This is a genomic window from Microcystis flos-aquae FACHB-1344 (assembly GCF_014698375.1).
GTDB lineage: Bacteria > Cyanobacteriota > Cyanobacteriia > Cyanobacteriales > Microcystaceae > Microcystis > Microcystis aeruginosa.
This window is the reverse complement of the sequence record NZ_JACJSW010000106.1, coordinates 38,793-51,081: the sequence shown is the minus strand read 5'-3', so window position 1 is coordinate 51,081 and position 12,289 is coordinate 38,793. Positions and strand designations below refer to the sequence as shown.

The 12,289-nt window shown below is 40.2% G+C and carries 11 protein-coding genes and 1 pseudogene; 2 read left to right on the top strand and 10 right to left on the bottom strand.

Annotation, left to right across the window (positions count from 1 at the left end; translation table 11 throughout):
• From H6G48_RS08835 to H6G48_RS08820, 6 genes are all read right to left on the bottom strand, one after another.
• Positions 1-587: transposase (locus H6G48_RS08835; protein ID WP_190721103.1), on the bottom strand; the 587-nt coding region annotated here is incomplete at its 3' end.
• A gap of 2 nt (positions 588-589) precedes the next feature.
• Positions 590-1,165 (bottom strand): IS607 family transposase, encoded by a 576-nt coding sequence (locus H6G48_RS08830; RefSeq protein ID WP_423202538.1) that lies wholly within the window; start codon positions 1,163-1,165, stop codon positions 590-592.
• A 533-nt stretch (positions 1,166-1,698) separates the two neighbouring features.
• Complete coding sequence (locus tag H6G48_RS26235) at positions 1,699-2,022, bottom strand: transposase (RefSeq protein WP_287738709.1); 324 nt, start codon at positions 2,020-2,022, stop codon at positions 1,699-1,701.
• Between the two features lie 48 nt (positions 2,023-2,070).
• Complete coding sequence (locus H6G48_RS26230; RefSeq protein WP_242034590.1) at positions 2,071-2,289, bottom strand: hypothetical protein; 219 nt, start codon at positions 2,287-2,289, stop codon at positions 2,071-2,073.
• Between the two features lie 50 nt (positions 2,290-2,339).
• Positions 2,340-2,495 (bottom strand): helix-turn-helix domain-containing protein, encoded by a 156-nt coding sequence (locus tag H6G48_RS26225; RefSeq protein WP_287738708.1) that lies wholly within the window; start codon positions 2,493-2,495, stop codon positions 2,340-2,342.
• A gap of 389 nt (positions 2,496-2,884) precedes the next feature.
• A complete protein-coding gene (locus tag H6G48_RS08820; RefSeq protein WP_190721097.1) occupies positions 2,885-5,983 on the bottom strand; it encodes an efflux RND transporter permease subunit in 3,099 nt (1,032 codons plus the stop codon).
• 59 nt (positions 5,984-6,042) lie between these two features.
• Here H6G48_RS08820 and H6G48_RS27440 point away from each other — a divergent pair.
• A pseudogene (locus H6G48_RS27440) lies at positions 6,043-6,222 on the top strand (hypothetical protein).
• Positions 6,223-6,376: 154 nt separating this feature from the next.
• On the opposite strand, the gene H6G48_RS08815 reads toward H6G48_RS27440, so the two are convergent.
• From H6G48_RS08815 to H6G48_RS08805, 3 genes are all read right to left on the bottom strand, one after another.
• Positions 6,377-7,903 (bottom strand): efflux RND transporter periplasmic adaptor subunit, encoded by a 1,527-nt coding sequence (locus H6G48_RS08815; protein ID WP_242034588.1) that lies wholly within the window; start codon positions 7,901-7,903, stop codon positions 6,377-6,379.
• Between the two features lie 68 nt (positions 7,904-7,971).
• Positions 7,972-8,946, bottom strand: a complete 975-nt coding sequence (locus tag H6G48_RS08810; RefSeq protein ID WP_190721091.1) for a PEP-CTERM sorting domain-containing protein — start codon at positions 8,944-8,946, stop codon at positions 7,972-7,974.
• A gap of 365 nt (positions 8,947-9,311) precedes the next feature.
• Complete coding sequence (locus H6G48_RS08805) at positions 9,312-9,596, bottom strand: transposase (RefSeq protein ID WP_190721088.1); 285 nt, start codon at positions 9,594-9,596, stop codon at positions 9,312-9,314.
• Between the two features lie 1,016 nt (positions 9,597-10,612).
• On the opposite strand from H6G48_RS08805, the gene H6G48_RS08800 reads away from it, so the two are divergent.
• Positions 10,613-11,515: a helix-turn-helix domain-containing protein gene (locus tag H6G48_RS08800; RefSeq protein ID WP_190721085.1), complete on the top strand. Its 903-nt coding sequence runs from the start codon at positions 10,613-10,615 to the stop codon at positions 11,513-11,515.
• Positions 11,516-11,615: 100 nt separating this feature from the next.
• Here the strand turns inward: H6G48_RS08800 and H6G48_RS08795 are convergent, their stop codons facing one another.
• Positions 11,616-12,134: a hypothetical protein gene (locus H6G48_RS08795; protein ID WP_190721081.1), complete on the bottom strand. Its 519-nt coding sequence runs from the start codon at positions 12,132-12,134 to the stop codon at positions 11,616-11,618.
• Positions 12,135-12,289 lie beyond the last annotated feature (155 nt).

Here is a 12,289-nt window from a genome sequence, read left to right as displayed (position 1 = left end):
ACAGCCATCAAATTATCTATGCCTAAATCTATCGCAGCTATCTTTTCATTAGGAGCTAAGAACTGTTCGGTTTTCTCATAAATTACCTCGATTACATAACAATCACATTTAGGGACTATTCTAACTTCTGCTATGCGCTCCGCTACTCTCGTCGCCAACGCAATTGAAGTCCCTGATAGCTTGACTAATCCTTGCCTAAGACCTACTTTGCTTATAGCTTGAATCGTGTAAACTAAGAGATTTCTTCCTTTTTTTGGCTCCTTATAGCTAGGGATTTTGGGTTTGACCAGAAATTGATCGGGGTGACTTTTAAACTCCGATGAAGCGGCAAAAAATGATTTCCAGTTCCGGTCTAATCCTCTTAAAACTTGTTGGGAAACTTTAGCAGGTAAAGCTTTATACTGTTCTGTCCCTTTTATCAGAGAGGCCATCTGATTATAGGTCAAATAGCCATGACCATAAATGAAGTTTTGTCGGATTAAATAATTGGCTGAGTTGTAGAGATTTTTAGACTGCCAAGATAAATTATCTATCTCAGCCCAAAATCTATGTCCTTTCTTGATAATGTGTCTTTCTGCTACTAACATTATTATCCGTTGTCTTTTAACTCAGCTATAATCTTTTCTGTCTTTCTTTTCGACCTTCTTAATCCGTAAATTCGAGAACAAAAAGAGGTAATAATGGCTATTAAATCTGACATTAACTCATCTTGCTTATCCTCACTTTCATTGACAATCTCCAGTTTTTTATCTAGTTCTTTTAACAAGATTTCTAGATAATTAGTCCCAAATCTGGCTAGACGGTCTTTGTGTTCAACAATTAAAACATTATAATTGGGGTCAACTAGAATTTTGGCTAATTGTTGGCGATTATCGTTTAATCCACTGCCTACTTCTTTGACAACTTTGTAGATTTTGTAGCCTCTGGCAACAGCATAATCTTTTAATCGGTCAGCTTGTCTATCTAGATTGTCTTTATTTTCGGCACTGGAAACTCTTGCATAAATGCAAGCTATCAAGTCGGGTTTTGAATGGTTGTCATCCGTTATGATAATTGTACCAGAAGGCAATTGATAACCTGTTAAATTTCCTTGTTTCCACCATCTCCAAGCCGTTCGATAACTTATTCCTGCTTTTTTTGCATAGTCTGATAGTTTCATGTCTATATATTACCATGCCTGACTATATCTGACTATATTTGTATTGAAACTTTACAATACCAATTCTCTAAATGCCAACTACAGATAGAGCCTCCAGGATATAACCTGGGAGCATCTCACCTTTGTAACCCCTAAATCAGGTTTTTATGTCAAGCTATTTTGAAAGCCTTGCTAGAAACCAGTTTTATGGATAAGTATAATTACTCACTTGCATAAATGAGATGCTCCCTATAACCTCGTCCAACAATTGAAGCGATTACCTCTTTGTTCATTAGACATCTCCAAAAATTATAACCCAGTCACAGCTTACTTTTAGCCTATGTACTAATTAAGTAGTTCGATAACTGAAATGTATATCTATCGTTGCTAATTCAGTTTCACTGAAAAAATATGAGGCGATTAAAATAATTTTTATTCGGGTAGATTCCTTAACTAGAAAGACTTTTGGTCTTAAGATAATATTAGGTCGAGGTCTATTTCTTCGAGTCGTTGACCAATTAACAAACGTAATTCCTCTAAGTCTCTAGGTAGTTTCCATCTCAATCCTTTTTTAGATATTGCCAAATCTGTTCAATTGGATTAGATTCTGGGCAATGTGGTGGCTGAAACCTGAGAATAATGTTCTCAGGTATTTTTAGTTTTTTTGCCTTATGAAACCTGCCATTATCTAACTGTATTATCAAAATACCATCGGCAAAATATTCAGAAAATAATTCTAAAAATATTTGAAAACATTGACTGTTTAAATGAGTAAATTCATAAAAGAAATGCTCTCCTGTCTTCGGCTCTACCACCCCATAGATATACGTTGCTTGAAATTGACCCTGCACTTTCCCGTAAGGTTTTACCCCTTTTGCTGTTATTTTTCTCCCGCTGATTGTTTTTAGTCCCAGACGAGTTTCATTTTGACATCAAAAGCGAATTTTCCCTATATTACTCATAATTGTTATCGCTACAAAACTCAGTATTGCCAAATTTTCTAGGAGTTTTTTTAAAAAATCTTCTAACCTTTCTTCTGATTGTTCTAGGCTTTTTGTTCTAGCTATTTTTGAGACGCTTTTAGCCGATAATATACTAATTTGTGTACGGTTTTGTACTTGGCTTCTCTCCCTAATTTTTCCTCTAACCATTCACAAATCTCGACCTGAATATCAAACCCTTCCTTTTCTTTTAATCTTTTTTATAAGGCTTTTTCTGCCCACAGGGGAACTTTTCTTGGTCTTCCTGTACTGACTTTTTTAGACAATAATTTTTCCAGTCCCCCTTGACGATATTTTCCTAACCAATCTTGTACGGTGACTCTATTTCTTCCTAGCATTTCGGCGGCTTCTGTCACCGTTTTTGCCTTTTTTGTCTTTAATAAGTACAATACTTGTATTCTTTCTTTTCCTGAACCGGTTTTTTCTTGTCTAAGCAGTTCCTTGAGTTCTGCTTCACTTTCAGATATTTCTATCTTATAAACTCCTGCTATATTTTTCCTTTAACTCTACTAATATGATATTCTACCCTATCTGTAGTCAGATTTTGGAGAATTGGGATAACTTTACCTCATTATCTCTTGATTTTCCCCTCCCCCCGTAGTCCCCCTCTCAGTGGACTAGACTGTACGGTATGATTGGGGGGAGTTAGTCTAAACTCCCGTTATGGGTTGACAGGGATTTTCCGAGAGTGATAGAAGAGCGATACTCTTGATGGCAAGACAAAATGACTGCGATAATCATACCGTTACTGCGGTTTAGCACTCTGTGCAAGATTTTTACGACATAAGAGTACATATACGGAAGGAACAAAATATAACGCCATTAAAGTGGCGCCACCTAACCCACCGACAATACTAATCGCAAGAGGTGGCCAAAAACCACTGGGATCAAATAATAAAGGGATAAACCCGATAATCGTGGTTAAGGTGGTCGCTACCACATGACGAGTTGCACGAATCACCACATTTCGAGTTGCTCGACGTGAACCAAGGCTGGCTTGAGCATCATGACGCAAAGCGTCAAGAATTACGATTGAATCATTAACACAGATTCCTAACAGTCCAACGATCCCTAAAATCGCTGTAAACCCAAAAGGATAATTAAACAAGGCCAATGATCCTAAGCCTAGTCCTAAGGATAAAATCGCAACAAGAATAATAATACTTGCCATACGGAAAGAATTAAAAGTGAGGACTAAACTGGCCACCATAACGATCGCTAAAACCCCAAGAGTTGCAATCAAATTACTTAAAGCATCCTGACGTTCTCCTTGTTCTCCGCCAAAATCCCATGAATAACCATAGGGTAACTGAAAATTACTCATTTCTAATCGTTTTTCAAACTCAGAGAGTACCTGTTCCGGTAATACACCAGCCGGAATAAAACCCTGTATGGTATTCATCCGTTGGCCATTACGACGTGAAATAGCAACAATATCTGGCAAAATTTCCACCGTCCCCACAGTAGATAGGGGAACAATTGTCGATGAAGTTGCAGAATTTCCCGAAGATAAGAGGTTTAATGAGCTAATTTCAGCTAGATTGCTCCGTTGACTATTAGAAGTCCGAACTCTCACAGGTAGTTCTTTTGTTCCTTCTAAAATCGAGCCTCCGACTGTTCCCTCTAAACTGGTGTCTAATTGACGAGCAACGGCTCTTTTATCTAACCCTGCTAAACGTAGCTTTTCTTCATTAAGATTGACAGCTAATTTGGGCAAACTTTCGCTTAAAGTGGCGCGAGTATGGATGACATTGGGTGTTTTGGCTAACTCAGTGCGGATTTGATCGCCTAAAGCCTGTAATTGGGCTAAATCTGAGCCATATAAGCGTAATTCAATGGGTGCATCAAAAGGAGGACCCTGTTCTAATTGTCGGACAATAATTTGCCCATGGGGAAAGGCTTGATCTAATTCTTGCTGTAAGGTGCGAATTAACGCACCCGACTTGACGTTTTTCTGAAGTTGAACAATTCCTTGCGCGTAATTAGGAGATTGTTCTCGATTTTGTAAGACATTGTAGTAAAAAGAGGGCGCACTTTTCCCAATAAACCATTGAACGTCTTGAATTTCAGGATGCTGTAAGATTAACTTTCGGGCTTGCATCACTTGAGACTGGGTTTCGGGTAAAGACACACTGATGGGTAATTCAAAGGTTAAATGAAATTGTTCGCGATCGGTGGGGGGGAAAAACTGTTGTTGTAGGGTAGGAAAGCTAATAAAACCCCATAAGGGAAGAATAAGAATAAGGGCGATCGCTAATAAGGGACGTTGAAAAGTGCGATCTAAACTCCACTTATAAAGATAGGTTAAACGAGAATGGGTAAATCCGCTTTGCCACCAATATCCATTTGTGGGGGTTGGTTGCCAATGATGTAATCTTCCCGCTAAGGCGGGAATCACGGTGACAGATAGAATAAACGAGCTAATTAGGGCTAAAATTACGGTTACTCCAATCGTTCCGGTAAATTCTCCAGTTGCTCCTGAAGCGGTAGCAATGGGCAAAAAAGCGATAACACTGGTAAAGGTAGAAGCGAGTAAGGGAATAAAAATATGATGTACGGTAGTAGCAACGGCTTTGAGCGGTGATATACCTTCTTCTTCTTTTAAAGCCATTTGCACCTCATCAACCACAATAATCGCATTATCAATTAATAACCCCAAAGCAATGATTAGTCCTGTTACCGAAATTTGATGTAGGGGAATGCCTAACACCTTCATACTGCCAAAAACCATCAAAACTGATAAGGGAAGGGATGTTCCCACGATTAAAGATGACTTCCAGCCCATGATCACAAAGGTGATCCCAAAAACCAAGATAGCACCAATAATCAGGTTTGATAAAACCGAGTCCAGTTGTTGCTGCACATAACGACTTTGATTAAAGATAATGTGTAGGCCAATTCCTTGAGGAAGGTTTTTTTCAAATCTTTCTAACTTAGCCTTGGCGACTGTCATCCAAGAATCTAAGCGTCTATCAGATTCCACAAAAGCAGCAATTGCGATCGCCCGTTTTCCCTTAATCATCGAGACTTCTCTGGGGGGATCTTCAATTCCTTTACTAATATTTGCAATATCACCTAATCGCACTACTTGACTAGAAGCACCTGATTTAATTGATAAACGATTTAAACGGTCTAAAGAATCTAATTCTCCTTCAATTTCCAGCAATAAGTTACTTTGTTCGCTTCGTAATTGGCCGGCAGCAACTTTGGCATCACTTTCTAAGATTTGTTGAGAAAGGGACTGTATAGTTAACCCTAAATTGGTTAATTTTTGAGGATCAACTTCCACTCGAATTTCTTCCGTAGGATTGCCAAATAATTCAACTTTTTCTGTTCCTTCAATTGACCGTAAATCATCTTCTAATTCTTGCGCCCAACGGCTCAAAATGCCATAATTCGGAGGGCTTGATAATTGCCAAGTTAAAGCAACAATTAAGGCGTTGGCTTTGGGTTTTGATTCTTCAAATTCAGGGAGAGAAGTTCCCGATGGTAATTGAGAAACAGCATCATTGACTTTATCACGAATTTGTGACCAAACGGGATCAACATCGGTAATTTGGTCATTTAATTGAATGGTAATGCTGGAGAAGCCAAGCTGAGAGGTAGAATCAATATTTTGAATTTCTTCGACTTCTAGTAAAGCTTGTTCTAATTTATCAGTAACTAGCGTTTCTACTCGTTCAGGGGTTGCGCCAGGAAATTGGGTGTTAATGACCGCAAAACGAGGGGTTAACTCGGGATCTTCCATACGAGGTAAACTGAAAAAGGAAGATAGTCCCCAAACGGCGATCGCCAGAATGGTTAAAATTAATAATCGGACGTTTTTATAAAAGATAGAAGACATAGGAGAATGATGAATTAAGAACTGAGAATTATGAATTTCGGGGGAGAAAGTAATAAGTAATAAGTAGGGTTTGCGGCAAAAAGTTTTTCGGTGGGGGCAGGGTGTGGGGTGTAGGGTGTGGGGTGTAGGGTTTTACCCATTTTCAGGTGGTCAATTACCTAATTTTCAGGGAAAAAGTCCCGGAATTTTCTCCGCGATCACTCCCAGATCTGGTACTTTTTGATTTCCCAAAAGTCTAAAAGTCTTACCCAACAAGGTTTTTAGATTTATTCAGCAAACCCTAAGTAGGGAGGCACAATTATTTGTCGGATGGGTTAGCGGTAGCGTAACATAATCGGGCGTTGGGTTTCATGCTTCAACCCAACCTACGTTCTGCTGATAACTGCTCACTGTTTACTGTTTACTGATTTTTACCTTTTGCCCCGAAATAATGCGATTTGTGCCATTAGTAATCACTTTTTCGGTTCCGTCTAATGTTCCTCGCACGAGAACTCGCTCCCCATCGGTGTATAAAACCTCCACATCCCGACGTTCTACGACAAATCCTTGGGCTGCATTCCCATCTCCTAAGACATAAATTGACCATAATCCTCGAATTCCCTTAACAAGAGCGGTACTAGGTAGCCAATAACCTGAAGTATTAATGTTTTGTTGCCATTGCCAGGTGACAATTTGTCCAGTGGTTAGTAGGGGCGAGGTAACCTCGCCGCTACTTCCTGCTCCTTTAACTTGAAAAACCACCGTCACGGTACGACTAGCACCATCTAGTTCAGGTAAAATTGCCTTAACGGTCGCTGAATAAGATTTTTGGTCAATTTTTAGGGTTTGTGATTGTCCGATCTTAATCTCAGAAGTCAGGGACGTAGGAACACCAATATGGGCTTTAACGCCGTCTAATTGTACCAAACGCACCACCCCTTGACCTGCTTGTACCGCCGTTCCTTGATCGAGATAACGTTTTTGAATTTTGCCCGAAAAAGGGGCTTTAAGAACGGTCTTTTCTAAATCAAGTTCAATACCAGCTAAACGACTATCTAGCTGTTTAATAGCTGCTTTTTGGGCTTCAATCACTTCCCTGCGAGTCCCTGCTAACAACTCATCCAGTTGACTTTGAGCCTGTTTAACCCTTGCTTGCTGTTGAGTTAAGATTTCAGGGCGTGTTCCTGCTAATAGCTCATCTAATTGGCTCTGGGCTTCATTAACCCTTGCCTGTTGACTATCCATATCTGTGACCACTTCGTCAAACTGTTCAAGAGAAATAGCACCTTGCGTATAAAGATTCTGTCGTCGCTCCCGTTTACTACGAGCCAAAGCTAATTGTGCTTGGAGGGTTTTCAAACGCGCTTGGGCTGCCGCAATGGTTTCAGTGCGAGGTCCCACTTCCATCTCTTGTAGTTGAGCTTTTTCTTGAGCCAAATTTGCCTGGGCTGCGGCAATGGTTTCAGCACGAGAACCCGCCTCCATTTCTTTTAATTGTGCTAAAGCCTGTTGTTTTTGGGCTAATAAGTCTTGTGTTTGGGCGATTAATTGACGGTCATCTAAACGAGCAAGGGGCGTTCCTTGATTCACCCATTGTCCTTCTGTCACCAGCAGTTGAGTCATTGTTCCTCCTCGTTCAAACCCTAAATCACTGGTATTTTGAGCGACAATTTCCCCAGTGTAAGTTCGAGACTGTTGATAAGCATTGACCTGTACTAGCCGGTCAATTTCAACGGGGAGAAGATGTTCATTTTCGGCAACAGAAGGGGCGATTGGTTGAGTTGGTTGACTCATTGACCCAATCCCATAACCAACTCCTAACAATAAAAGTCCCCCAAGATACCATCGCCGAACCCCTTGGAAACGGCGTTTTGATTGTTTTTGAGGTTCAGAAGAGGTGGCAGTGATTTTTAGGGGATATTCCGACATAGGAGGTGACATAGGATGGTTATCTGACATAAGTTAACGTGAAGACTGGGATGGGTCTGAGCTTATCTACAACTGCTATCTTATTCTTTCCGAATTTTATTTTTCAAACGACACCCCACTGCCATAATGCCTAAACTCATTAAGCCAAGAGTAACAGAAGGTTCAGGAGTCGAAACAATTCTCAGTTGCAGGGGAAATTGAATAGAAACCACGGGATTTAATGGGCCAATTGAGGGCTCGATAAAAACGTCATCTGGAACAACGGCGGCATCTTCACTGACTAATTGTACTTTATTAGAACCCACATCGGCTAAGAAAGCATTGGCTAATCCGTCAAATTCTCCCAGCAGGCCAGCTACCTTAGAAACACTAAAGGGATCACTAATAATCGCTTCAGAGTCATCATCAGGAGCAGTGGTTGCGCCATATTCTAAGAATGAATAAATATCGCTATAACCAAAGCTAATAATTTTAGTGGTATCTAACAATAAAAAGCTTTCCACTTCCTTAGAATTAGCAGCATAAATGCGTTCTTCTAGAGAAGACGTAGGAGAGGAAAAATAGTTCTGTCCATTGATATCATCTCCTAAATTCCAACTCTTGGTAAAATCCCCGTTTTTAGGACCAAAACTAAACCCAATACGATCGACATCAATACTGTTATTGGTCAGGAAAGTAGAAAAGTTAGAGAATCCGGTGATATTATTTAACAAGGTGGCTGCCCGTGTTGCACCTAGAGGATTAACCAAGTTTTCGGGACTAAAATCAATCCCCGCAGCATAATAGGGGGCTGGATTTCCTGGTGAATTTAAACTGGTTTCAGTGTGACCGGCGCCATAGCCCACAAATCCTTGAGGAGTCGAGTCTGTTCGCTTTCCAAATAACCGCAAACAGTTATTAGAAGCAATGGGACGAGTTGCAAGAAATTGGATGGAACTAAAATCAAATAAATCACCTGTTTCACAACTAGCAGCACGAGTGGGAAGGGGAGCTAATAAAGTGGCTGTTCCAGTGGTGGTTAACCCAAGCAATAAAGCAAAATGACGCATAGACATGAGTTTTTTCCTAATTCAAAATAGAGAGATTCTGAAAAACCTTTTGTAGTTTTTGCTGATGAGCATATTTCTAAATTGCTGAAGATTAGAGATTTAGATAGATTAATTTTAGATTTGATGATTAAGTTTTTTTAAGTTCAATCTATCTAGACATCATCTAAGTAGGGAGGCACAATTATTTGTAGGATGGGTTAGCGGTAGCGTAACATGAGCAGGCGTTGGGTTTCATGCTTCAACCGTTCGGACCTCGGCGTGAGACTTCGGCGTGAGCTTTTGTCGAACGCTCGGTCGAACGCTGAGATCACGGCCGAAGCCCAACCTACGTTCATCTTATATTTAATTCCACCCACCCACTTATATCTAGTTTAAAATAGGAAAGTCCTCAGCAAAATGGAGAATCTTTGGCAGAAGACGACTTTGACTGCGATTAACAGCCCGAAAGTATCGACTAATGTGAATCTCTTTCTTCCTTTAATCCGCTTCCCCGCATCATAACCCACCTCTTGATTAATCATCGTGGCGGTTTTGACCGATTGGCTGTCTAAAACTCCCGCGCTCGCCGCCGTTAGATGACCTTCCATCGTCCTGACGTAATCCCGGAGACAGTCATGGATTTTCAGCCATGTTCCGTCTTGAGTCCACTTTCTCAAGTAGTAGTAAGCTAAGACGCATCTTAACCGCCTATCCTTAAATTAGCTAAATCTCCCCTAAGGGACTTGCGTGGGAATAATATCCCAGCCAGAAAATCGCTCTGTAGAAGAATCAGACCAGCCAGATGGCGTATGATCAAAGCGCCAGTCCCTTAGCTGCGGGGGCTCTCGAAGGCTCTCCTCCTACTTAGAGTGATCAGCAAACCTGAGCGAGCGGAGGGCGCAGGTTCCTGGCACCCCGACAGCAACGGATTTTGTCCAGAATGTAGGGGCGAACTGCGTTCGCCCAAAAGGTACATTATCAAAGCGCAAGTCCCTAATCCCTTTATTTTTGCCTCTTGCAAGAGTGCAAGAGTGCCTCATCTCAACAGGCAATTTAAATGCGCGGGCAGCTTATACTGTCTCGTCAGGCGGGTAGTCCTGGGGCAGCCGCCGCCACACGCATTGCCTACAGAGGACGTAAAATAGGGCGTTGATGACACCGATGCAAAAGTTAGTTCGGGTCTAGGTTTTAAGAAATTCCGCCAAAGAAGATTGGCTCTCCTCTTATTTGTGTGATAAGTTTAACTGAGTATAGGAGCGATCAATCTTTGTGTCTTTGTGATTCGTTCCACTCACTCGCCAGGAGGATTGTATCTTAGAATACATTTTACCCACCAAACCTAAGAGAGCCGAAGATTCATATCTCAAATCAGCAACGCCTTGCATGACTACTTACTATAATTTGAAGTGCGGAATGTGGGTTTTAAAAATTTGCGGAAAGACGCATCTCCGCTTGTAGAGGAAAGACAAGCTCAATACAGCGCTTTCCGAGACGGAACATCCCATGCAATCACCGAAAGGCTTACTGTATAAGGACTTCAACCCTAGTAGTTGTACTTGAGCGATCAGCCAAGTGCTGTAATTTCCTGATCAAGAATTAAGAAGATCCGGAAATCAGTTTTGTTTGTGATGGAGTGAAAACTATCTTTTGGGGTCAAAAAATTATCTATTTTGAAAATTATAGGAACAGTCTCATGCTTTTAACTCCAAACTGTAACCCTCTTAACTCCCTTAACTTCTCTCATTCTACGGCTAACTTTCTTAATGCCGTCCCTCAGCAAGAAATAGCTGAATCCATATCTGTTATTCAATATTTAATCAATCAAATCCCTGAATCTGTATTGTGGATCGATTCCCAAGGACGGATTAAGCATTACAATGATGCGGCTTGTGCTTTATTGGGATATTCCAGAGAACAGTTATCTAATTTGACTATAGAAGAAGCTGCTCAAGATTTTTTAAACTCAGATTGGTCTAGATACTGGAAATTAATTCAACGTCGAGGTTTTGGACGTTTGATCACACAACATCCTTATTATGAGGATCATCAATCCCTCGATATTACGGTTAACCTTCTCAAATATGGAGATCAAGATTATATAAGCATAGTAGCTCGTTCCTTAAATTTTCTAGAACCTGAAAAAGATGGCTATGCTTGCAGAATTCATCCTTCTGTTAACTCAAAACAAGCTCCTCAATCGTTGATACAGCGTTCTTCTACCCCGCAACCGAATTTCTTTGATTCTTTGGCTTCTTTCTACCCTAATAGTTCTCAATTAAAACCAGTTTTTGAGTTTATTGAGGCAAATTATAGTCAACCCATTACCCTCAATGATGTGGCTGGAGCGGCTGGTTATTCTCCTGCTTATTTAACCAATTTAGTTAAGCGTCGCACCGGCAAAACGATTATTCATTGGATTGTGGAACGAAGAATGCTAGAAGCCCAATCCTTGTTACTGAAAACCCATGAGTCAATTACCAAAATTGCCGCCACCGTTGGGTTTACTGACCCCTATTATTTTTCCCGTCGCTTTAGTCAGTTACATAAAGTATCTCCTAAACGTTGGCGAGAAAAATATCAAACTCAAGTAGCTTAAATGATGGCTGAGTTTTAGGTTTTAGGTTCTAAGTATTTAAACTTTACACCTTACATAATCATGATTGAGGTGGGCAATGCCCACCTTAGTAGTGCTTAAATTATCCCTGTTTGATGGCAGGAAGAGACGGAGATTGACGAGAGAGTGAAAGGGTAATACCTAGTTGGGATAAATCAACCGTTTTATAGTTTAGGATAAACCCTAAGCCATATTTTTCTACCACAGGAATCGGTAATTTGGCGGCATGACTATAAACCACTCTAACGGTATCTTGGCTTCCTTTATTGGGTGAGTTATTAGGTTTTTGTTCAACAAATTGACCCAAAAACTGTAGAGAACTATAGGTTTTATTTGCTTGTTGGGCAATTTGGAGAAATTCAGAAACTGCTTGTTCTAATTCCTGCGTCAAGCTATTAATATTCTCCCCAATTTTTAACAATTGATACTCCTGTTTAGATAGCAGTTTTTCTAGCTTATCTTGCAATTCTGTTTCAAGCTGTACAACGGCTGAAGTTAATAATTCTTGCAGCATTTGCGAAGATTTATGAGCGGTTTCAATCGGTTGAGTAGTAGAAGAAATCTCTGTAACAGATGGGTTAAGAACATGAGTATCTATCATAATTTTTACCTAGTAACTAGCAACTTAATTTTGTTACCTTTTATTGTAATAAAAAAGGAGTTGAAATTTAATGGATAATATTTTGTATTGTCTGCTAGGTTTTTCGATTATATTTATATGGTAAAAATGTACTAAATTTGACCATAAAAAATAGG

Bases quoted from the DNA above. Each gene is read 5' to 3' on its own strand.
- H6G48_RS08820 (WP_190721097.1), bottom strand. From the start codon at position 5,983: ATGTCTTCTATCTTTTATAAAAACGTCCGATTATTAATTTTAACCATT.
- H6G48_RS08810 (WP_190721091.1), bottom strand. From the start codon at position 8,946: ATGTCTATGCGTCATTTTGCTTTATTGCTTGGGTTAACCACCACTGGA.
- H6G48_RS08795 (WP_190721081.1), bottom strand. From the start codon at position 12,134: ATGATAGATACTCATGTTCTTAACCCATCTGTTACAGAGATTTCTTCT.
- H6G48_RS26230 (WP_242034590.1), bottom strand. From the start codon at position 2,289: ATGGTTAGAGGAAAAATTAGGGAGAGAAGCCAAGTACAAAACCGTACA.
- H6G48_RS08815 (WP_242034588.1), bottom strand. From the start codon at position 7,903: ATGTCACCTCCTATGTCGGAATATCCCCTAAAAATCACTGCCACCTCT.
- H6G48_RS08800 (WP_190721085.1), top strand. From the start codon at position 10,613: ATGCTTTTAACTCCAAACTGTAACCCTCTTAACTCCCTTAACTTCTCT.